This is a genomic window from Marinospirillum sp. (assembly GCF_014859565.1).
In genome coordinates this window covers 1-23,082 of record NZ_JACUUA010000041.1, presented here as the reverse complement: position 1 = coordinate 23,082, position 23,082 = coordinate 1, and the positions used below count along the sequence as shown (strand labels likewise).

Genomic DNA, 23,082 nt, shown 5'->3' with positions numbered 1-23,082 from the left:
TCAGCGACGCAGGGGGGTGATTTTCAGCGACAAAGGGGGTGATTTTCAGCGACGCAGGGGGGTGATTTTCAGCGACAAAGGGGGTGATTTTCAGCGACGCGCCACCTCTGTAGCCCTTGCAGTGCAGGGCTTGCGGAGCCCTTAAGGATATAAGGATAAAACCAAGGATATAAGGATATTAAACCCAAGGATAAGGCGCGAGTGAGTGAAAATGACTAAGCGGTTGCAGTGAGCTCCGCGTGATGAAAGAATGCCTCAAGCCAGCATTCTGATGCTAGAATGCGAACAAGTTATCTCGTATAGCAAAAAACTGGAGTGCAGGGGTCAAGCAATGCCTAAAGAGCAACAAACCAAAAAATTCAAGCCTTCTGCGCTATCAGCTAGTCTTTTGGCATTGGGTTTTGCGCTAGCTGCTGGCTCACCGGCTGCTGTAGCTTCAGGCTCTTCTAGCGGGATTAAAAACACACTGGACTCTGGGCTGAAGATACAAGCCCTCGATACTCGGTGGCGGGAATCTTTTGCTCCGCTGGCTTTGGACTGGAGTCAACGTGGCATCATTGCCAGGCGTCATGAGGTTCGTTATGCCAGTCAACTCCATCAGCTGGCTGTTTCTATGGTTCGCCAAATGCCTTCTCGTGCCTCCTTGCTGCTCAAAGATCAAATGCCTGACAATATTGCCTGCCAGATCGATATTGATCGCTATGTTCAAGGTGCAGAGGCGCACATGGCTGCGATGGATCTTGAGGCATTGTATGATCACGGGCTAAAAACGCGCTCCGATTTTATTCGCAAGCTGCATCAAGGCTATCAGAGATCGGGCGAGCTGGCTCTGGCAATGGATCAGCTGATCGGCAGATCATCTGACCTGTTTGATGCTGAGCTTTTTGATCTAATTGACAGGGTGAATGCTCTCGATCTCCATCATATGCCTGAGAGTCAGAGCCGAGCGCGCTTGATCCGTGAAAATCAATTACTGCAAGCGCTTCGCGAAAGAACGGCCACCCTGAATGGCTGGCATCTGAGTTTAGCAGAAAGCGCCATGCAAGGTCGGCTCACGCTCCGCGATCAGCTCAGCATGATCCTCTTAGCTGAAGCTGACAGTGTCAAAACAGGCAGAGCATCATCAAGCCTTGATCAGGTCGTTGATCGCTATTCGTTTGGCGGAGATCTGTTTGAGCATTCTGGCGCGCTGACACGTCTGGTTGATTTTGCCAATCTCACTTTGCAGCACCCGCTTCTCGGCACGATTGCCAGTCATGAAAAGTTTTCTCAAAATCTGCATTTGCTGACAAGCGCAGCAGATTACTCCTCCATGGTTCGATCGTTGACCATTCCCGCCTTGCAGCGAGGGGGCGATGCTGTAAATCAAGCCATATCCCTGGAAAACCGTGAGATTGCTTCTTGCGCAGGGCAAATTGAGGTCATTATGGCGCAGATCGCCGACTTCTCAAGGCTTCTTGATCAGTCTTTGCTTGAGCAGGATTTCCTTGCAGCCCAGAACACCAGTATGAGCAGCGAACGCGCCGCTAGACGCAACTTGATCAGCCAAATAAACAGCAACAGCTCTCAACCAAATCGCCGTGTGAGCCGAAGGGAAATTGAGAAAATTCGTGTATTCATGCTCAATCAAAAGCTGAATGAGCTGCGTAACAATGGGTATTTGCAGATTCTATTGGAGGGTATTTCGGGGATCCCGATGAATTGGGTTGAGCCTAAGCTATTCGAGATTTTACTGAATTACAGGCCAAGTGATTTCCGTGAGATAAACACACTACGCAGGAACATTGAAGAAAATCCTCCTTCGCCTCAAACGGCTTTTTATCTTGATCTTATTGATCAGGCCGTTAAAGACACCATGACTGAGGCAACGCGCTTCGGCTTAACTGTATCTCTGGCTGCCTACGATTTGCTTATTCAGGATCCCGCAAAGGTGCCTCTGACTGATGCATTAAGCGCAATGCGCAGCGGGGCAGGGCATCAAAAGGTCATGTATTACGCAGGACAAGGGTTTGATGCACTAGGTAACGCAGAATTGGCACTTGCCTCGGCTTATGCTTCTATTTTTGAAGATCCGGCGCATAAAACCTGGGTAAATGCTCGCGATGCAATCACATCCATGGTAGATAACACCGATGAATATGGGCTAAGCTGGAATGCTGAAGAAGACATTGCGCTCCCTTTGTCTTCTGGGGAGCGCAACACACCCCGTAGCGCTGTTTTCTGGTGTCTTGATCGAGCCAATACCAAGACTGCTTTAGGAGGGACTCCCGATGCAGTGTCAGGGCTCTTTATGCTGTACGACAATCCAAGGCACCTGGTCACCAAAATGACCGGTTATAAAACAAGCACAGCCAACAGCAATCCGTTTGCTCATATCGGAAGACCTGTGAGCTATCATCAGAATGATGATCAGATTTATCCGCTGTATTATGAAGGACAAATGATCCGAGCCATTGCTTTCCCAGTTGGAGGTAATGACGCAGAGTCAGCAGCCCAAGTCGTAAGCTATGAAGGAATGACCCCAGAACAGATTGATGCAGAGCAGGAGCGACTTATGGAGAATCTACCTGAGGGTGCGGTCATGCACGTATATGCTGAGTCCATGAGGCCTACCACTTATACCTACCGCGACCTGGAAGGTAATTTGCGCTACGGATTCAGGTTTGACGGTGAGGCTGGCTACGAGTGGCAGCGATTTACATGCAGGACGGATCAGCGCTGATTTACGCTTAATTCAAAAAAACCTCCTTTTGGAGGTTTTTTTGGTCAGGTCAGGGATAAACCTGGAATCGCTCATTTACAACATCGTACTTATACTGCTTTATTACGCCAATCTTAATCAGGTCTGTGAAATCCTTTTTTAAACGATGCCGGATATCCCTTTTGGCCTTGGGTGAGAGTTCATCCATTTTAAGCCCCATGGATTCAAGCAGCTGGCTTTCACTGAACATATTGAACCGCTCTAAATCATGACTGATCAAAAAGTTAATTAGCCAGCTGGCTCGAGCTGAACGCACTGTATTCAGGTAGCGGGTTGGTATTTTGGAGTAGCTGCCAGCCTGCGATTTTGTTACGGCTGGGCTGACGGGTGATTCTGCATCTGCCGCTTGTACCGGCATGAATAGCTTGGCAATACTTTTAGGGACTTTGATGATGCAGCGATCCTGATCAGAGTGCTGAAGGAATTCACTGATCAGCGCTCCATTAAACCGGTTGCCGTTGTGCACGATGTTTAATGATACCTTGGTCATGCAGTACATGGCTTCTTTGATCCGCTGCCGATCTTTGAAGCTTTTTTGCTTCCCGAGCATGCCGCATAATTGATTCAGACTAAAGCGGATGTAGCCTTCATCCGGATGTGATGTAAAGTCACTATCACCCGGTTGCCCGTTCGCTCGACCTAGCCACAACAGATGCATTAACACCTTCAGTTCGGTTTGCCCAAGCACAGGGCCTGTGGCTCGAATGCTGCCATTGCCCCATAAAGCCACTTCACTTTCGAAGCGCCAAGGCCGCATCAGAGCTGCTCCTCCCTCCTTATCCTTTCCTGCAGCAATGGTTTTGGCATCCAGGAAGGTGATACTTTTGTCTTTTGAGCGCTTTGCAAGACTGGCAAAATCTTTGTCAGCCAGCGAGGTGAAGATGCATGATCGAGCCAAAACCCAGGGTAAAAATCGAGAGTCGTCACCGCATGAAGGTAGAGGATGCTCGATCACCAGGGGTTGATTAGATGTATTCGTTGGTGACCACTGGCTGGTAATTGTGCGGTAGACGGACTGTATTTCCTCATCCTCAGCAATGGCGTAACCTTCCAATGCAGAGGATGAATGATCATCGGTCAGCAGATCGTCAGCAAAAAGGTCTGTTTGTAGGGTGTCCATCAGGGATCTCTAAAAAGAAAAAAGCCGCTGGCACAGGGTCAGCGGCAAGGGGAGGGATGATTAGAGTACCGCTGGATTTGGGGTGCGCATTTTGCGCAGGATGGTTGACAGCTCAGGTTCAAATACCTGGCCGTCATGCTCTGGATTATCCATCCGAACATACAGATTCAAGATCACCTTGTCGCTGGCACTCAGCGCTGGGTGGCTGATCATTTCATTAAAGTTGGGTTGGCTCATTTTCACTTCCTTCTTTAAAGGTTAAAGGTGGCGCTTTCTGACTGTGTTGACGTAGGATTGCCAGCATTAGGATCAAAAACAGCAGGCCCAGCATTAATCAGCTGTGCCAATCGGTTTCCGAATTGAGTACGCTGCTTCACAATTTCAGCATCAGTCGATCCAGGCTGGCTGTGTTCACGAAGCATATCAATCAAATATTCAGCACTGGACTCATTCGCAATCATGCTCACATAGTAGTGGAGCATGGCGCTGCCGGGCTCCAGAAACATCTCTGCATCCTGACGAATCTTACTGTCTGGGCTGTTTAGATCCATTACAGCGCGATTGATGAGCGCTAATGCCAGTGTCTGGCAATGTTCGTAATCAATGTCTGGACGGTCAGACTGCGGCTTTAAATTCATGGTTAATCACTCCAGATAACGGGTTGTTTCTCTTTATAGCCATGAATTTTGTCCTTGACTCTTTAGTCGTCCCGACACCGGCTGACGCTGTTGCTGCTAATCTCTATACAGGTTAATCTATATCTAAATCGGATAACCTGCAACCCTCAGTTTTTTGGCTAGCATGCAGGTTTAAGGCACAACAACCACAGCTCAAGGACTTTTTATGTTAAGCACTCAGATTATGCAGAAATTGATTCGACTGACAGGCACACCAAGACAGGATATTCCTTCAATGAGTGTTCTGATACTGGCTTACCCTTATGGGTTTGGTGTCCTGAGCGACCATGCGGATCTTTTGGGGAGCTACCCTCAATTATTGGAGCAGCGCGGATTGATAACGCTCACCTTGTCGAGAGGCAGGATGTACTTCTACTCAACAAAGCTGATGGATTTTTACATTAATGAGGTGTATCCGCACCTCAATCAAGAAAAATCAGTACAGGCCAGAGAGGAGATCAATCGTTTGATCACCGGTTATGCAGCGCTCGGGATGGAGCCAGCAGCGGTTCAGAAGGTGTATCAGCATTACGCAAAAAAGCTCCCAACGGGCACCTGTGTTATGACAGCAGAGGGCATCAAGCAGATGCCTACGTTTGACCGTGAAGTGACACGACTGAAGGATTTGGAGTTTGTCAGCCGGTCTGGCGAGACTGTTTTGATTGGTGACTCTTTCATTGATAAGCTTCAAAAGGAATTTTCAACCCTGAGCGTTCAATCTCAAATAGCAAAGGCGATTCAAATCAATAACGCCTTGCCTGGGCATCGCAGAAAAACAGTCGCAGGGCTTAATATGTATTTGCGAAACTTCTTGAGCAGATCAAGCCCTGTAGATACATCGGCATCGTCAATTGGCGCTGGTGACATAGAGACAGTAAAGCAGGTTTTTTATGCCTGGAGAGCCGTCACGAACAATCCTGCACAGCATCCAGATGCTGGTCAGATCCAGAAAATACTGGCACCACTGAAAAATGGCTATACAGCAAGCCAGCTGACTCTTGCCATACAAAAAGCCTCACAAGACCCATGGTTTGCAGGTCATGAAAGCCGGATGACATTAGGTTTTCTGATGTCTGCCGACCGACTTCAGCAGCTCTTGAGTGCTCGATCAATACTGCAAGGAGCCGGGGTGGGTCAAGGAGCTGAATATCTAGATGGAATGGACTCTGATATTGCTGATGTTTTTAAGGAATGGGCGGCAATATCCGACAGCCCGGCAACCCACCCCGACCAAGGGCAGCGACAGATGATCATTCAGGCTTTGCAGATGGGATACAGCAAAGATCAGATACGGCAGAGCTTCCAATCCGCTGCGGTGAATGAATGGCATACAGGTACAGGTCGATATGCAGGGCAGGGGTCAAAGATGACCCTCAACATTCTACTTAAAGCAGATATTTTGCAGCGGAACCTACAGGATGCAACCTGCAGCGCCATGAGCATCACCCAGGATATGGCTACACAAGGACTGCTGCAGGTTGCGCTCGGCCTGAAGCATCATTAATTACAGCCTATACGGATACGAACAATGAATAGCAAAAACGAACAAACGCAGAGAGCAGAAGTGATTGTTGGCTGGTTAAATCGCCTTTGGGCTCACTATCGCGGCAAGGCCGACCCAGCTCAGCGAGTAACAAGCGACAATTTTAATGCCATGGCGCATGAGGTTCAGAACTTCACTGCGGGCTTGTGTGACTATCCCCCAGAGATTATTGACCAGGCTTTTAGTGCACACCTGTTGTCATCTCGCTGGATGCCAAAACTGGCTGAAATCCGTGAGCTAGCTGAAGCATCCAGGCTAAGCGGCCAACACCAAGAAGACGAATACCGTGCATGGGAATCGCTGTGTATGGCACTAAAGCACGAATCTCCGGCCGGCCCCATGCCATGCTTCCATGACCAAACCATCCCGCAAGTGATCAATGACCTCGGCGGATGGAGGCATGTTGCTCTGCGTGACTCAGTTGAATTACAAACCTTTGTTCGCAAGGAATTTCTTCATCGTTATAAGGCCTTGACCCAGTCAAGACTTACACAACAGCTGTTACAGCGCTCATCGCAGACTGCCGGTCTGCTTTCTGGGTGTCAGGCTGGATCAACGAACAGATTGCAGCAACGCTGAAAATCACCCCCCATATTTTAAATCCCCCACAAAACATTAGAGCTGCAATCGCAGCTCTAATGTTTTTCAGTAATATGAAGGCATGAAATCCAAATACAGGTTGCCTTATGCCCAGCACAGCAAATCTTGAAGATCAGCAGCTTGAAAAAGATATAGCTGAACACCGTGAAACGGTTTCACAGGCAGTAATGCTTGGCCAGACGATGTCGGAGCGTTACGTCGCAGTGCTTCGCAACAGTCAGCTAAAAAGCCTGATGATCACCATCCTATCAGCCGCCCTGTTTATGAGTATTATTGCTGCTGGTGCGGGGTGGTCCAGAGCGCCGGCCATTAAATACTTTTATCTGACCGAAGACGGTGTAGCCATTGAGGTAGAGCCTCTGACGGAGCCTAATCGATCAGCGCAGTCGCGCTCTCAGTTTGTATCCAGGGCATTCATTGATCTTTTCGATTTTTCATACCTGAAAGTGGGTGAGCATTTTGATCGGATCGCACCGGAGTACATGACTACGGCGGGTCGGGTGGCGCTAATGAATGCCCTGTCGCAATCAGGGATTATCAAAGAGATGCAAGACCGCCATGAGATTGCGACTCTTATCCCAGAAGGTAATCCAACCGTCTTTGGTGAAGGCATTAGTTCTCGGCTCAATGTTTATGTTTGGGCGTATCACATGCCAATCAGAATTCGACTTGATGGCCCACAGGGTATCCGCTACAAGACAGCGGTTGCCCGATTTACTTTGGCTCGGGTTCCGCCGCATGCGCACGTTAGAGGGTTGCTGATCGACAATGTTCAGCTGCTAACCCCGGAACAAGCACGAGTCATCCTGGAGCAGGGCGACCAGGGCTCAACTCAAAACAATCAGAGGCGCTGATCCATGTTGCCAGAAAGAATCTTAAAAAAGCGGGCTTCCTTAGTCCTAATGGCTTGTCTGCTTACCCCTGTGATTGCTTATGGGCAGCAGCCGGATTTACTGGATTCCCAGAGCCTGGTTTTGCAAGCGCAAAATCTGGCCGCAACATCCAGCATCAATGAGCGCACACCTGTGCCTTCTGCATCGAATGCAATGGTAATGCCTGCTCCTGGTACACAAATCGCGGCTGACCCTGAAGTGGAAAGGCTTCGCCAAGAGTTTGAGCAGCGGCAGCAACGCAGAATGCAGGCCGACACAGCAAGCAATGCTGGTCGCAACAGCGGTGCTGCAGGCTCCAACCAGCAAAGACGCAGCGCATCTAGCTCTGGCCAGCTGCAGGAGGCTGACCAGCTATTGATACAGGGTTTGGCTGCTGGAGGTTTTGACCAAGCTGTCAGGCAGCAGTTAGGTGATGGACTGACCCCAGAGGAAATCCGACGCTTCCGAGAAATGTTTACAGAGTATGAAGCTGCGCGAAACAACCCAGCTCCTCCGCCAACGCGCAGTGAAATACGCATGGTGGAGCCAGGCCAGACCATTGATATTCTGGTGATGAGGGATTTTCCGTCAACACTGATGCTGGCTGATCAGTTTGGCGATCCATTGTCCATCAGTTACCACGACTTAGGTGCAGGTTCGGTGGTTGAGGTTCGAGAAATCAAGGGCATGAAAGGAGATCAATCGGCCGTGGATGGATTGCGCATTCACGCGCTCAAGCCAATGCGCTCTACTGCGTTAACTGTGCTTACAGCGGACAGTCGAATCCCTGTCAATATCACTATTCGCACAGTCCCGGCAGACGGAGAGACCGAGGTGGTTCTTCTGAACGAGCTGCGCCTAGGCTGGGTGAGTCGTCTTGAGCAGGCTGTTGTAACGGCAGACCGATATGCTAGCCCTGATCTGAGACGCAGAGGCGATCAGATGCTGATGGAGGTTGTTACAGGGACGTTAATGCCATCACCCGATGATGGCATACATCAAGTGCAGCTTGAAGGAGGTGTTCATGCAGCGCTATTTGTAGATGAAGGAACCGGCTTTTGGTACCTCAGGCTGCCCGTTCATGCAACCCCGCAAAACATTGCCATTGAAAGCCAGACAGTCTCATCAATTAATGGTTACCGAGCCATTCGCATGAAGTCTGCTCCGCCGCGAGTTATCAGTGTAGCCGCCAATGGTCGCCAGCATCACTTAATTGTACGCATGGATCGGAGGCTGTCTCATGTCCACTGATAATGATATTTTACTGCCGGATCAGCCTGCTGCTGGGGATGCAAATACTGAAAAAGCAAAGCCTGGTGGCGCTGGAAAAAAACGCAGCGCTCGAATCTTAAAGATATTAACTGCCGTTTTCTTGGTTTTTGTGGTGCTGGTGTTTTATATCTTTTCTGGTGGTGACAAGCCTGCAGCATCAGCCCAGCGATCTACTGTTGCGCTTAATGATGCAGGAACAGGGGAATTTACAGACTCTCGCCTGCAAGACGCCTTTGAGCGCCAGCGGCGAGAAGAAGAGCGCAAGAGGCTGGCTGAAAAGGTGCAAGCGGGCGATTCCGTGGCACGCTTTCAAGATGCAGAGCCGCCTGCTCCTAGTCAATCGGGCTCAGACAGACCTTCAAACCTGTTTAGCGACATCGACCGCCAAGCCGCAGAGCGTGAGGCGGCAGCAAAACAGCAAGCGGCAGAACAAGCAAGGCAGCAGCGTGCGGACATGGAAAGAAGTCGCAACCAGATAGCTGAGAGAGGTGCCCTCAGTAGTCGGATGCCCGTTCCTTCCGAGGCCGGGAGGAATCCAGCCGCGAGACCTGAGGCTAAGCCTAATCCGCACCAGAATGGGTCGGTGCCAGCAAATACGCCTAATGCTCCGAGTTTTGATCCAGCTGCTGCTCATGCACAAACCGAAGCAGCATTAAAAGCACAGGCTTTTGCACGGCTAACTCAGCAGATGAGAGGCGGCACGAGTGACGCATCAGGGATTCCTCCTGCGGTTTATCATGCCACCGGGAAAAATTCTGCTGTCTTGACAACTGACACAGAAGCAAAACCAATAAAAGCCATGCCCGCCAGGGGCACCGGCTTTGCGTTCGATGATGAGGTTGCCGCGCAAGAAAATGAATCTCGCGTCATCACCCTCCAGCAAGCAGGTGATCTAACAACGGCTTGGCTAGAGGGCAGGGTTGATTCTGATGTGCCCTCTGCAATGGTTGTGGTTGAGGTGCTTGAGGGTACTCTTCAAGGTGCCAGGCTGTTGGGCACTCATAGCATTGAGGGCGAATGCATCCTGATCGATTTCCACACAGCCCAGTGGCGCGGACGCGAGATTGACATTAAGGCTGCAGCTGCAGACCACAAGACGGGTCAAACCTGTGTTTCTGGGCGCGTCAACTACCGTGCGTTTCAGCGATACGGCGTTCCTGTTTTGTTTGCCGTGGCCAAGGTGGGCGCAACCTATCAGCGTCAAAAAGACACACAAACAGTAACCACCCAGGGGTGGGGCGATAATCAAAACACCTCAGTCGTCGAAGGCGGTCGCAGTTTTTCGAGCATCGCCAAAGAAGAGGCTACTGATGGTGCCCTCGATGCGCTATCTGACCCTGTGACGCGCTATGCCAATATGCCGATCCAGATCACCAAGGATCAAGGTGTGATCGGCATACGCTGGCTCGGTCGCGTAGAGGTTGATCTTTCGGTGAGGCGCTGATACGTAAGCACACAAAAAATAACAGTATTTCAGTTATTCTTTTGGAGGGGAAGCTTCCTATTTTTGGATGTTTTGCTTAGAATGATTTCGTTACTAGGACTACCTGTATAAAGTCTGCAATCAAATAAAATTGACCGCAGGTAAAAACCACTTTGGAGAAATGGTTATGGGTACGCTGTACACAATGGATGCCGAGTATCAGCAGGGCATTAAGTCCAACAATGGAATTCGGAAGCCTGCCAGTATTGTAGCGAGAGCCCGCGAGGGCCCCAGCGGTCTGGTTTGGTGGTGTGGTCACGGCAATGTGGGTTGCTGCGATCTGGTGCTACAACAGCTGGCTCCAAGCATCATGCCGGAGGTAGCCATGCTTGCCTTTGTGACAAGCGACACCCCGGATAAAGCTTTGAGCATGACTGATGAGATCGTCAAACTCAATGCATTTGACATTAGGGCTATCAAGGAGACTCTCAAGGGTGAAGACAACCCCAAGAATTACTTGATTGCATTTACCCGACACGCAGTGGAAACGATGGATCCGTGCACACCTTCTTTTGCCGGCAAGTTCTTTATAGACTGGTATAAAGAGCAGAAACTGCGCTTATTGAAAGCGCCTAAACTCCCCTGGCAATGATTCCGCATTCCGCAATTGCTTGCCTGAAATCGCACCCTCGATTAAATCCGCCATACTGACCTTACTGTTTATGCTGAGGTCAGTATGGATCATCTTCAAATACCCTATTCTCTACTTTTGAATTCTTGGCACCTGATTGCCCTTGCTTTGGCTTCCACGTCATCAGCGCTATCAGGCAGCTTAGATCTCGCTGTCTCAAGTTTTTCCACATTCCCTCAGGAGTTTCAGGGGCGCGCATGGAATGAATTTGCCGCCAATGTCGAGGCAGCCAGATCTAGCGGCTCAACCGCTGACGTTTACAAGCAGTTTGTTTATTTGGTTTTGCGTGTAATGGCCTTTATGACATTTGGCCTGACACTCTATGACACCGCGCTAGTGTTGGCCGGCCAAGGCTCTGCTGGCGAGGTGCGCGGAGGCAAGGGAAAGGCTCTTTCAAAAAACCTGCTAATCCTTGTGGTATCAGTCTTAACCTTTGAAGCAGAGACGGTGCTAGGTGGTGTCTGGACATATTTGAGCAGCGCTCGGGGTTGAAATCGCACCCTTTGCTTTATGGGATATTCTGTTCTTGAAAACGCAACAAATGTTTTTCTGGCTGTTTTCTTGATTCAGGATAATCTCAATAGGTGCTAACACAATGAAGACTAAACTTAATGCAGCTCATCGTGGTTTTGCAGCAACCATAGCCACAACCAAGGAAAAGACGCTTGCATTCGGCGTTTTGATCATGATGGCGGGTTCTGCTCACGCGCAGGAAGGGGGCCCGGCATTTAATCCGTTAACGCTGATTTCAAATCTGGCTTTCCTGCTGCAGAACGTGGAAATGTTACTTGGCATGATCTTTAGCTTCCTGGGCTTTCTGTTAACTGGGTTTGGCATCTACACCGCAGTGCAGGTGCTGCGTGGAGCTCAGTCGGTTCAGCGCATGGAAAACCCGTGGGCGTATGTTGCTGGTGCAGTGATTCTGGGGCCAATCCTGATGGGTGCCGGTGTTGTTATGACTGGCATGTGGGATGCGCTAACCGTTACAGAATCTGCAGGTGGCGCAGGCTGGTGATCAACAGCATCGGGGTGAGTCTTCATAAGCTTGCCCCGATGCTTTCCTGTACATGTGTTCCAGTGAGAGCCTTGTGAGCGAAGAAATCAAACTCCTTTTGGGTGTCAGCCCTCCCGGCTTGAGCCGCCTTGAAAACAGTCAGCTTGAGAAGTGTGAGGCTGAGTTTCAGCGCATGCGCCCCAGAATACTCGAGCGTGACAACTGGACATGCCAGTTTTGCGGTTATTATTCTGTGCGCCACCTGTTTCAGGAGGTGCATCATAAAGACTGCGATCACAGAAACAATAAAGAATCCAATCTGGTGACTGCATGTCATTTTTGCCACATGACTCACCATCTTTGGTATGCCCTGCAATGTGGAGCGGTATTGGTGGCGTGGGATTTCCCCCAAGTAGCTATCAGCCGGATGGCTCGTGCTCAAACCCAGCTTCAGAAGCGCTATCCTGGCAGCGCGGAAATTCATGCACTCCTTAGCGAGGGCAAGGAGCGTGCGCGCAGCATCCTGACCGATGAGGTGTATTCAAGCCTTCCAATGCAGATGCAGTACATTCTCAGGGAGAGCCCGGAGGACTACGAGGATCTTCGCCGAGAGTTATACAGCAATGGCATCCGTCTTGCTTTCCCAGTGGATGAGTACAACAAGTCCCCGCAACTTAAAAAAAATACCGCACTACCTGCGCTGAGCATGCATGCGAACGCCCAAATCATTGAGGCCAATGAGCCTGCTTGGTCGAATCGAGTGCTGAACACCACGCTTGAGCGTAATTTATATCTGCGCTACGTCAAGATTTAAGGAGATTCCCATGGATCAGAATACAGATGCAGCTAACACAGCGGCAGATAAAGCCAAACACCGCGCCTCGTTCGCCAAGACAGCAGAGTCAAGCCGGTCGCGCAAAGGTGTGGTGCAGCCTATCGGCATTGTCTGCTTTGTGGACAAGGTGGCGGATCAGGCGCTGGTTTTTGATGATGAAACACCTGGTGGCCGAATGATTTCTGATCCATCGACGCTGGCTTCGGATACTCGGTATGTATCGAATATTGAGTTTAATGAGTTTCGCAAGGATGAGGTATGGAGAGCTCTGCATGACGGGTTGGTTAATGAAGGGCACTTCCGCATACGACTGATTGCCTTGATTAAAGAGCTAGGCGGAAACCCCAACAATACAGCGCACTGGAAAATCCTTGCGCCAGTGATTCGCCGCTCCCTTTCCGATGCGCTGGTCACCGCAGGATATGATTATCGTGAACGCAATCCGTGGGAAAGCCTTTGCCAGACCCTTACCAAAGGCTGGGGTAGTAACAAACCGTCTTTTCCTGAGGATGTTGCCGGTGATCTAGCCAGCACCGGTGCCGCGTCATGGGTGTCTGTTCACACGGTTCGCAGTGCAACTCGCAAGACATTCATCAATCTTCAAGGGGATCGATATGTTTTGGGTCGATACCTATTGGCAGCCAAGGTGCCAGTCGGTGACTGGGCTCGCCATGACGTGGAGGATGATGATGAGATCAGTATCAACGATCTGCTGAACCTGCGTAGTGCTGACCAGGATATTGTTGTCCGGGTCAGGATCACTGAGCGTATTTCTGGTGAGGCAGAGGGCGCTGTTCGCCTGCCGGGTACCGAAGAAACCGGCCAGCCGCGCATGTATCTGACCGGCCCTGAACTGGCTGCAATGGATAAAGGGGTTCAGGATTTCCAGATCCTGCATTACTTTATTGGCCCGGTAAAGGCTCTTTCTGATCCTTTTCCTCCGACTAAAAATGAGGCTTTCCAAGGCTCTTTGGCGCTGGATATAGCGGTACGAGCGCGAAAAATGCATCCCGCTTTTGGGTTTTGGTTGTCCATACTAGAGCGACTGTGGATTTACGAGCGGGTTCGCGAGCTTTCAGTTATGGATGACGTGGAGATCAACGGATTTGGCAGCGGCAAAATAAGCATTAAAATCCCTTCAGATACTGTCGGTCATGAGTCTGCCTTAGAGTCATTGATGCGATTTGGCATGCGTCATCACTTATATGTTCCAGTGCCACTAGAAGTCAATGGTGAGCTTTTAGAGCGATTGCTGGGCATTTGCAATGAGTCACCACTCAGGTCTGCTGTTATTGGCGCACCAGAGCTGCTAACCCTGTTTGATCAGGCAATGAGTGGCAGTGATGATGAAATGGAGCGGGCTGCTGATAAAATCAGCGATGTCATCTGCGCTCGGATTGAGGCAGGGCTTGATCCGGATGAAGAACTTGACGATCAAGAGGCTTAATTATGGGATTTTTTGAGTCTGTTGGAAATACGGTTTTTGATCAAGATGTATCAAAATTGCTGCGCATTTCATCTGGTTATGGCGATCATCTTTACACCAGTGAAGGCTGTCGTATAAGCGTCATTCGCATTCTTGGTGCGCTGCGACCACAGGATGGTCAGGAGCGCGAATACTCCATGCGTAAGCTTGAGGATATGCTCTCATCCTGGGGAGCCAGCAAAGGTCATCGAGCTACACTGATTTATCAGCAGGACTCCCAAGGCATGGAGCGCTACCTGCGCTCAAAACACCAAGCGACACGAAAGTCATTAGAGCGCATGGGGTTAAATCTCGGCTTTATTCTCGACTCCAGGGAAGAGCGACTAAAAGACTCCCTGACCATTGAAGAAACCTTCCTGGTTCTTGAGAGCATGTGGGGCTCATTGCCTTCAGGAAAGGGAGACGGTGATATTCTCTGGAAAATGCACCAAACAAAAGAGGCGCAGTCAGGGATCGTTAGCTCAGCGCTAGATCAGGCGCATGAAGCCATGCTCAACAACTGGTTGACGGTCATGAAGGAGCGCCTAAACATTCGCTCAGCGCGACTCGATGCACGTCAAGCAGCCAGTGTTATTGCCAGTATGTGGAAGGGAAAACCGGTTGATCCGGCATCTTTCCGGCTGCCTGGGGACATGCCAACCATGGCTGGCATGTCCTTTGATGCAACGCGGCCTTTGCCAAAAATTGATCACCGCCACCTCCTGTTGCCATCGCTGCAAGATCAAATTATGGATATACCGGTGTATTTTGATCCTGTCCGTGATGACTACTGCATTATCGGGGAGCGCTATTATGGTGCTATGCGATTGGTGAGCATGCCGAGTACACCCACCAATTACAACCAGTTCTTAAACGGCATCCCTCGAAATATTCCGTTTCGTGCCTCTATTCAGTTTTCTTCGGGTCAAGGCAAGGCCTCATCCATCGGTCTTCGTCGCGCACTCGGATTGATGACCGCACTGATCAATCCAATTCAGAATATGAAAATTGCCAGAACAGCCAAAACAGTTGCTGATCTGGCGAAAGCTGGGGTCGTATTTGCACCGATGCGCATGATGCTAACCACCTGGGCGGAAGATGAGAAAAGGCTGCGATCCCAGATGACATTGATTGAGTCTGCTTTTTCCACCATGGGTAACGCGAAGGCGCAAATCATCTGCGAGGGCGTGGATCAGGCCGTTGCTCAGACACTCCCCGGCGCAAAGCTGACTGGCACAGAAATCTTTATGCCTTCACAAATGCTGTCGCAGATCCTACCGCTAGAGCGTACAGAATCCCCTTGGCAGAACGCAGTAATGCTGTGTCGAACCGAGGATGATAAGGCGTATCCTATTGAGACAGGATCGAGCTTACAGGATTTTCACACTTACATTCTTCTAGGGCCGCCCGGATCGGGTAAATCAGGCACCATGACCACGCAATTGTTTAATGGTGCCTTGCTGCGCCCTGGTATGGATGCCTTGCCAGAAGTTCGTTATTTGGATATAGGGTACACATCAAAAGGCCCGTTTACCTATTTCAAGAGTTTACTGCCTAAGTCGCGCCAGCATGAGATTGTGCACTATCAGCTGAGCAATTCGCCCAGAGATGCCATCAATATACTGGACACCCCTTTAGGGGCGGATTACCCGCCCCCAGATGAAATGTCAGGTATCTGTGATTTCATTGAGCTGCTGATACAGGATGATGATGGCCATCTCCCGGATTTTGTATCCGACATCATCCCGCTATTGGTCAGGGAGTCCTACAGGTATGCAGCAGAGATAAACCCTGAAATCTACTTCTCAAAAGTGGTGCCGGAGATTGATAAGGCACTGATCGAGCAGGGGTTTGAAGTAAAAGAAGGGAGCACCTGGAGGGATGTAAGAGACTTCTTTTTTGACCGCGATATGCTCTATGAGGCGGAACTTGCGCACCAGCAAGCCATGCCGATTTGGAACAACCTTGCAACCTACTTGAAGGATAGTGAAGCGATACGCAACCAGTTTGGACATATTACTGTTCAAGGTAATATGCCATTGATTGAGTATTTGCGCACAAAACTCTCTGCGCAGAATAATCAGTACCGCAACCTGGGTGGGAGCACCAAGCTGAATTTCAGTTCTGCAAAAATGATCGCCATTGATCTTCAGAACGTGGCTTCGAGCAAGCGGCATACAGAGGTTTTTTATGCCTTGGCACGCTTTGCGCTGGTGAAGGGATGGTTTATGGATCCTGACACCGTAGCTGTCATGGAGGGGCTGCCGGAGAAATACAGATCCTATCATCGCCGGCGATTAAAAAACCTTCGCAGCACCGATAAGTGGCTGTTCTATGATGAGCTTCACCGCCCTGCCCAGGCATCGCCTAGCGGCGATCCTGATGACTCCCGCATTATGAAAACGCTGATGAGGGATAATCGGGAGATCCGCAAGTACCGTGTGCGGATGGTGCTCGGCAGTCAAACCATAGAGCACATGCCCTCCGAGCTAAAAAACGATGGTATGTGGTCTATGGTTATCATTCAGGGCAGCAAATCCACTAAGGGTCGCGAACGCCTAAAGGAATTGTTTGGTATAACAGATTTTGGCATGAAGGCACTAGAGGATCGTGTAAGAGGACCTGTGCCTGGCAAGGGTGCGACAGTCCTAATGCTTGCGGAAACCAAGCTTGGACGCATCGAGCAGACCATCATCATTAGTCCATCTGCAGCTGAGCTATGGGCAGCACCTTCTGAAGCCCAGGATGCCACCGTTATGCAGGAGGTGATCGAGCGTCTAGGTGATCCAGAGCGGGCAGTGAAGGCCTTGGCCGGGATGTACCCAACTGGATCAGCCAGAGCAGAGATTGACAAGCGTATTGATGAAAGTAATGGTGAGTTTTCCGAAGCAAGAGTGACTGAAAATATCGTTGATGAGGTGGTCAATGGGTACCGATCCAGAGGATAAGAGCAAGCTGCTGAAGAGGGTGAATCCTTTTTTGCCTCTAGAAAAGCAAATTCATGCAGGTGCAGGGCAAGAGCTGCCTGACCTGCATCGGGATCTGGTGTCGGATATTCCTCAGACCCTTTTGGGATTAATTACCCATGGCCATGGGGACGTAACGCTGGCTTGGCTGAACCTTCACTTCCAAGAGATGCAGTCCATGATTCGCTATTTAAGCGATGAGCTGCAGTTTCGTTTACTTGGTTTTTTGCCGGCATCATTGTTGCTGTCACTGCTTCTTGAAGAGGAGTCAAAGGCTCGAAAAAATTACTTTGAATGGTGCTGCAAACATCCATCGAGTCGCACCACTCGAAAAACAATGCATATCAAAGCTAATGTCGACAAATGGCTTGAGCTTTACGACTGGCGATTGGCGACATTTGGAACAGTTAAGGAGCCTATCCACCAGATCGCCGGGTACAAACAAGAAGCAAAAAAAGAAATCCTGCCCACCCAAGACTCAAAAAACCAGTAATCCCGCCTGCTACCGGCTTGAATTATCAGGCTGGTAGAATCAGAGAATGAAAAGAACTCTACAGGCTAACCCATGATCAATTCAAAGTTAAAATCCGGCTTAAGTCTATTTAAGGTCGCAGCCTTGGCCTGTGCCTGCGGAATGATTGTCTCGGGGCAGGCAGTGGCGCAGCCAGCACAAATTCCTGAGCGATTATTACAGGCCAGCGAACAAGCAGCGCGAGCGCAGATGCAAATTTCTAGCATCATGGCGCGTGAAGTCGGCCAGCAAAGCGCTGAGAGCGTCAAGAATCAACAAGATACACGTCATTTGCCCGACTACATGCGCCAGACAGTGCGACTGGATTTCTACGGGCCAATGGATGAGGCGCTGACCCGCCTTGCCAATGACTTAGGTTGGCGGGTCACCTCTTTTGGTGAGCCGGTGATCGGAGGCATGAAGCCGCATGTTCATTTGCGCGATGCCAAGCCGGTGCATCAGCATATCACTGAACTTGGCTCTCAGATTCCATGGCCGCTCTTGGTGGATCTTCGCAACGAACAGCTGGTGGTTGACTATCGGAACAGCACCGGGGTTGATCAGCAAGTCCGACTGACGCGCAGTCACCTGGATCAAAATCGAACATTGATTCAGCAAGGGGAGCGGCCAACAGTTCAGGCGATGCCTGATCCAAGATTTGCCGAGTCAAGGTCAGTGGCAACACCCTTGCAGCCATCGCGTCCATCCACTCAATCCCAGATGAGCCCCACCCCGGTTGATCCAACGCACATGATGTACAACAAGGATCACTCTGGCTGGGGTGTTGAATTGGGTGCTTATGATAACCAGGCGGATGCCAGAGCTATGCTGACATGGTTGCAAGAGCGAAGCATAGATGCAGCTGCCTGGGTTGATTCTGGTATGCACCGAATACGCTTACTTGCAGTTAATCAGGCCGTTGCCAGTACACTACAGCAGTATTTGATGAGCTTTGGTATTGCCGGAGAGATTTCATTTACGCCACCAGTCAGCCGCCCTCAACAGGCAGCGCAACATCCGGTGCGTGAAGCGCCAGCAGCGGCAAGTGCTGATCCAGAAAATGGCGAAGGCAACGGTTGGCGATCAAGGCTGGTTGCACCGCGAACGATCATGGATGAAGCTGAGCAAGGCATTACTTCAAGCCATCCAGATGGATTTCAATCAATTCGCACTGTATCTCGCAGGCCTGCGTTGCCACCCATTCAATCTGATCCTCGCGGGTATGGCGTACAAACCATCAGCCACACCGATCCGGCAAAAGCGCTACAGGTTGCAGAGGATCTGAGGAGTAAAGGTTATCCGGCTTTTGTGTTCAAGTTTGGAAAACATTATGGCGTGCGTGTTGGGCAGTTACCACGGCGTGAGCAAGCACAAAATCTGATGGTAGCCATCCGCAAGATGGGGTTTGCTGATGCGTATGTAGTACGCGCCAGGCTGGGGGTTTGAGATGGCCGGAAACACGAATAAGCTGACAGCCATGGTTCTAGCCCTAAGCTTGCTTGGGGCAACCGGATGTGCGGGCAAGCATCAGCCGATGGATACGGAGGTGGGGGTCATTCCCTCACAAGTCTTTGATTATCGAGCCAACCAGGGTGAAAGCACTCTACCCTCTGAAATGAATGCAGAGCAGCGTGCTGTCTATCAGGCTGGCGTTCGCACTGGTGCCACTAGCGGCTACAAGAAAGAAGTGGAGCGACTGTACAACGAGATCAATCAGTTTGGTAATCAGTTAGACCAGACCTTTTCTTTCACTAACCTGGTGCTTCCTGAAGGGCTTTTGCCACCGGTTATTGTAATGACCGAGAGGCTGGTTAGTTATCGACAGAATGAGCGTCAAATGAGCGCCAGGGTATTCAGAACAGTGCAGGATGCCATGCTGATTGAGCGCAACCCGTCGTGGAGGGACTACCTTAACCTAGATGCACCGGAGCCGGAACTGCCTTCTCGCCGGTTAAATACTTTGATTGAGCTTCACCCCAACCTTTGGCGCACAGGTGTTCGTGACGGCTGGATAGAAGGTGTACGCACGGGTCGCGCTGCCATGGATGTTGCGATTCACGAATTGCAGCGCGATTTCATGGGAATGCAGCTGTTCCGGCTATTGTGGCTCTCCGGAATGATCGAGCCACCCAGAGTCATCACAGCTACAGATCATGTGCAGGGCGGAGGCACATCGAGCCGAGAAATGCAGGTTGGAGTGAAGCACACAGTAATAACCCAGCCAGCGTATTTAGTGCCAGACACTGAGCAGTGGCGAGCTTTATCAATGGAAGCCTGGAAGGAAATGCCGCCTCTTGGATTGTCTGATTTGGTCGATCTGCAAAACCCATCCGCCCCATTAATCCCGTGAGGTTTCCGTGAGCGACATCCGGCTATCCAACGAGCGCAAAACAACAGCGGAAGATTTAGAGGAAATTCTCTATGCCTATCCGGACAGTTCGGATATTTTTCTGCAAACAGGACAGCCGATTCGGGTGATGCTGTCAAAGCGGATTATTCCGCTGACGGATCGCCCACTGCAGGAGGCTGAAGTGAGGGCGCTCCTGACCATCATTGGGGATAATGATTCTGGTCTTTATGATAATGCGCTTTCATCAGGAGATCCGAAGGATTCATCTTATGTATCCAAAACTGGCGAGCGCTTTCGTGTGGCAATGGTGCGCGATGCATCGCGCCGAGGGATGAATCTTTCCGTGGTTATGCGTCGTATCGAATCAGACCCCTGGCCTTTAGAGCGCCTGCGTTTACCGCCAGGACTGCTTGAGATGACCCGATCCAGACGACCCGGACTTATCCTTGTCAACGGCCCGACCGGTTCAGGTAAAACCAGTCTTCTGTCTGGCCTGCTGAATGATATTGTTTGCCATAGAGACTCACATGCGCATTTATACACAGTAGAGTCTCCTGTGGAATACGTGTTTTATAAGAGCGCCAGCATTTCTGCAGCCATCACGCAGGCTGAAGTAGGCAAGAGCTGTTCTAACTTCGCCTCCGGGGTCAGAAACGCTATGCGAATGAGACCTACACATATACTGATTGGTGAGATCCGCGACCCGGAAACAGCCAGAGCAGCCATTGCGGCTGCAAGAACGGGTCACACTGTTTTTGCAACCATGCATACCAGCTCCGTGCCTGAGATTTTTCAGCGGTGGACCGACTTCTTCCCTGATAATCAGCGCATGGCCATGGCGGAGCTGAGCGGATCAATCCTGTATGCAGTTTATCAAACATTAGAACGCATGCCTGATGGCCGACTGATGCCAATTCAAGAATACTTGGATTTCGATTATTGCGGTGAACGCGGGGATCTGGTGGAGCAGGTGGCGCAGAATCCATCCTCAACACACAAACTGATTGGAAGACTGGTCAAAGAGCACGGCTGCACCCACAAGGATGATTGGGAAAACCAGATTCAATCTAGTAATAAAAAAAAGAATGAAACGCTGCTTCAGGCGGTAGGATTGACCACTGAGGAAACAAAAAAACCCAGCACTGCGAAGGAGTGCCGGGCTTTGGACTACCTGTAATTAGAACTTATCAAAGGTACTTTTAAGTGCATCTTTTTGATTAAGGCTAAATGATGCACCCTCAGAAGCCGGTTGCACAGATGGATTTGGTGGTATCGTTGGCTTTGGCTGGCTGACCTGTGCCGGGGCATCCAGCGTGGGCTTGTCATCACCGTCTGCGTGAGAGGTCAGGCCATCAAGGATCTGCTGAAAAGCTTGAATCCACAGGTCTTCGTGAAACCACTCTGGATGCTCACCAGCCAACTTATTGAGTCGGTTGATGATAGAGCGATATTCGGGACTGATGCCAATGCCGTTATTGATCATTGGCAGCAGGATGCAGAAGGATGCAAGGCTGCGTAAAGCATTGGGACCGCCGGCATTGCGAAACATATCGCTGAGTGATTCTGCATCAATAATTTCACTGAACGTACCAGTGTTAATCCACACAGCCGTCCCGTTTCGTAAATTATGCTTGACTGGAACTTCCATAGAGAACTCCTTAATTTGTATAGCGCAAAGGCTGGCTTAGTTGATATAGCAGGCCCGCTGAAAGAGACCCTTCGCAACAATAAAGCGGCTCGAGCTGGACTTTTCGATGCCGTAGACCTCTTGGAAAATGGGTGATACCAGAGGTGCACCACCACCGGCCAGCAAGATGTGGTCAATACCACCAGTCATCTTGTCGATCACTTCTTTTGTGGCGCGCAAGATCTCCTGAGCCAAGCTGTTGACCGCTTTGCGTGAATCTTCAAGCTCATACTTGCGAGCGCTCAAGGTGATGGAGTGTTCCATGAGGGCTGTTTCCAAGCGCTCAATAGAGGGGCGCTTGGTTGACCCAAACTCAGGCTTCGCCATGAGGCGATCCCAAAGGATGTCGGTTGCACGCGCAACACCAGGAACGGAGCGATATGCGTTGCGCACGGGTGATCCACCACTGATCACAGCGAAGTCAGTCGAGTAACGACCCACATCAATAACCAGCACATTCACACCGGACTCGGACAGCGCAGGGTTGTTTGCCACATGCTGAAAGAAGATGCCTTCGGGTTGAACCTGGCAGGTCACTTTGCAGTGACTGCCGGCCACTTCACGAGTCATATCCACAACAGCGTCGCGATCCTTGCTGGTAGATTCGGAGGGCAGGGCGCAGGCAATCTTTAAGATTGCTTTTGGATAGCGGTCTCGAACACGCTTTAACGCGCCATGCGTCAATGCCTTGTAATCCTCTGTGTGCGCCCAACTGGCAAAGTTGCCAGACTTCTCGGCACCGCCCATGGATTGAATCTGGGCTGTCTGACCGAACCACCAGGACTGACCATCAATGATTACTGTATCCGGGGCTGCTCGACGCCGCTCAGCTTCGTCAGCCAGAACGGATGCAGGCATTGCGCAAGGAGGAAAAACAATTTCCTCAGGAGGGTTTTGGCTGTCTGTGGCATTAAAGACCAGCTTTACGCCCGAGCGACCAATATCAAGACCGACAGCCACTTCGGTGATCTGCTCTTTTTTTTCAGTTGTTCCAGATGCAGTGTTCTCTGTAGACATTTTTTTACCCTCAAGGAAGATGATTGGAGTCTGAGTGCCTGATCCAACTATTGTTAAACAGGATAACCTGTATGCTACAGCATGGAGCGGGAGATGGCAATTCTGTTTGTGTAATTTGCCAAATTTCAAATCCTTAGAAGTGATAATTCTTAGAAATACCATACCTAAGGATTGCGATATTCGTAAAACTGTAATCCTAAGGATTACGAATTTCTGGCGTAAGTCATTGATTCTTGATGCTCGCTGGTAATTTACGAATCCTAAGGATTTCCAAATTCGTAAAACTACAATTCTAAGG

21 protein-coding genes are annotated in these 23,082 nt (G+C 50.2%); 16 read left to right on the top strand and 5 right to left on the bottom strand.

What is annotated here, in order from left to right; genetic code table 11:
- Positions 1-250 precede the first annotated feature (250 nt).
- Positions 251-2,722 (top strand): hypothetical protein, encoded by a 2,472-nt coding sequence (locus IBX50_RS07720; RefSeq protein WP_292254732.1) that lies wholly within the window; start codon positions 251-253, stop codon positions 2,720-2,722.
- 49 nt (positions 2,723-2,771) lie between these two features.
- On the opposite strand, the gene IBX50_RS07715 is transcribed toward IBX50_RS07720, so the two are convergent.
- From IBX50_RS07715 to IBX50_RS07705, 3 genes are read right to left on the bottom strand one after another with little or no spacing between them, the layout of a single operon-like run.
- Complete coding sequence (locus IBX50_RS07715) at positions 2,772-3,881, bottom strand: hypothetical protein (protein ID WP_292254731.1); 1,110 nt, start codon at positions 3,879-3,881, stop codon at positions 2,772-2,774.
- A 60-nt stretch (positions 3,882-3,941) separates the two neighbouring features.
- Positions 3,942-4,118 carry a hypothetical protein gene (locus tag IBX50_RS07710; protein WP_292254730.1) on the bottom strand — a complete coding sequence of 59 codons (177 nt, stop codon included), beginning with the start codon at positions 4,116-4,118 and terminating at the stop codon, positions 3,942-3,944.
- Between the two features lie 14 nt (positions 4,119-4,132).
- Positions 4,133-4,519: a hypothetical protein gene (locus tag IBX50_RS07705; protein WP_292254729.1), complete on the bottom strand. Its 387-nt coding sequence runs from the start codon at positions 4,517-4,519 to the stop codon at positions 4,133-4,135.
- Positions 4,520-4,724: 205 nt separating this feature from the next.
- On the opposite strand from IBX50_RS07705, the gene IBX50_RS07700 reads away from it, so the two are divergent.
- From IBX50_RS07700 to IBX50_RS07630, 15 genes are all read left to right on the top strand, one after another.
- Positions 4,725-6,062, top strand: a complete 1,338-nt coding sequence (locus IBX50_RS07700; protein ID WP_292254728.1) for a hypothetical protein — start codon at positions 4,725-4,727, stop codon at positions 6,060-6,062.
- Between the two features lie 24 nt (positions 6,063-6,086).
- Positions 6,087-6,680: a DUF6475 domain-containing protein gene (locus IBX50_RS07695; protein WP_292254727.1), complete on the top strand. Its 594-nt coding sequence runs from the start codon at positions 6,087-6,089 to the stop codon at positions 6,678-6,680.
- A gap of 107 nt (positions 6,681-6,787) precedes the next feature.
- A complete protein-coding gene (locus IBX50_RS07690) occupies positions 6,788-7,555 on the top strand; it encodes a DotI/IcmL family type IV secretion protein (RefSeq protein ID WP_292254726.1) in 768 nt (255 codons plus the stop codon).
- A gap of 48 nt (positions 7,556-7,603) precedes the next feature.
- Positions 7,604-8,824 (top strand): DotH/IcmK family type IV secretion protein, encoded by a 1,221-nt coding sequence (locus tag IBX50_RS07685; protein WP_292254725.1) that lies wholly within the window; start codon positions 7,604-7,606, stop codon positions 8,822-8,824.
- The gene (locus tag IBX50_RS07680; protein ID WP_292254723.1) at positions 8,814-10,289 is read left to right on the top strand and encodes a hypothetical protein; all 1,476 of its coding nucleotides are present in this window, start codon (positions 8,814-8,816) and stop codon (positions 10,287-10,289) included. The genes IBX50_RS07685 and IBX50_RS07680 overlap by 11 nt, the downstream gene beginning before the upstream one ends.
- 166 nt (positions 10,290-10,455) lie before the next feature.
- Entirely contained in the window at positions 10,456-10,920 is a 465-nt protein-coding gene (locus IBX50_RS07675; RefSeq protein WP_292254721.1) for a hypothetical protein, read from the top strand.
- A gap of 84 nt (positions 10,921-11,004) precedes the next feature.
- Positions 11,005-11,451: a hypothetical protein gene (locus tag IBX50_RS07670; protein WP_292254720.1), complete on the top strand. Its 447-nt coding sequence runs from the start codon at positions 11,005-11,007 to the stop codon at positions 11,449-11,451.
- 103 nt (positions 11,452-11,554) lie between these two features.
- The gene (locus IBX50_RS07665; protein ID WP_292254719.1) at positions 11,555-11,974 is read left to right on the top strand and encodes a hypothetical protein; all 420 of its coding nucleotides are present in this window, start codon (positions 11,555-11,557) and stop codon (positions 11,972-11,974) included.
- Positions 11,975-12,047: 73 nt separating this feature from the next.
- Positions 12,048-12,767, top strand: coding sequence for a hypothetical protein (locus IBX50_RS07660; protein WP_292254718.1), 720 nt, complete (start codon positions 12,048-12,050; stop codon positions 12,765-12,767).
- A 10-nt stretch (positions 12,768-12,777) separates the two neighbouring features.
- Complete coding sequence (locus IBX50_RS07655) at positions 12,778-14,235, top strand: hypothetical protein (protein WP_292254716.1); 1,458 nt, start codon at positions 12,778-12,780, stop codon at positions 14,233-14,235.
- 2 nt (positions 14,236-14,237) lie between these two features.
- Entirely contained in the window at positions 14,238-17,201 is a 2,964-nt protein-coding gene (locus IBX50_RS07650) for a hypothetical protein (protein WP_292254714.1), read from the top strand.
- Positions 17,179-17,712, top strand: a complete 534-nt coding sequence (locus IBX50_RS07645) for a hypothetical protein (RefSeq protein ID WP_292254713.1) — start codon at positions 17,179-17,181, stop codon at positions 17,710-17,712. The genes IBX50_RS07650 and IBX50_RS07645 overlap by 23 nt, the downstream gene beginning before the upstream one ends.
- Before the next feature lie 72 nt (positions 17,713-17,784).
- A complete protein-coding gene (locus IBX50_RS07640) occupies positions 17,785-19,176 on the top strand; it encodes a DotD/TraH family lipoprotein (protein ID WP_292254711.1) in 1,392 nt (463 codons plus the stop codon).
- A gap of 31 nt (positions 19,177-19,207) precedes the next feature.
- Positions 19,208-20,080, top strand: coding sequence for a type IV secretory system conjugative DNA transfer family protein (locus tag IBX50_RS07635; protein ID WP_292254710.1), 873 nt, complete (start codon positions 19,208-19,210; stop codon positions 20,078-20,080).
- Between the two features lie 7 nt (positions 20,081-20,087).
- Positions 20,088-21,257, top strand: a complete 1,170-nt coding sequence (locus IBX50_RS07630; protein ID WP_292254709.1) for an ATPase, T2SS/T4P/T4SS family — start codon at positions 20,088-20,090, stop codon at positions 21,255-21,257.
- Here the strand turns inward: IBX50_RS07630 and IBX50_RS07625 are convergent, their stop codons facing one another.
- Positions 21,258-21,728: a hypothetical protein gene (locus tag IBX50_RS07625; RefSeq protein WP_292254707.1), complete on the bottom strand. Its 471-nt coding sequence runs from the start codon at positions 21,726-21,728 to the stop codon at positions 21,258-21,260. It abuts the gene before it with no gap.
- 36 nt (positions 21,729-21,764) lie between these two features.
- On the bottom strand, positions 21,765-23,082 hold a 1,318-nt coding region (locus tag IBX50_RS07620), incomplete at its 5' end, for a ParM/StbA family protein (protein WP_292254705.1).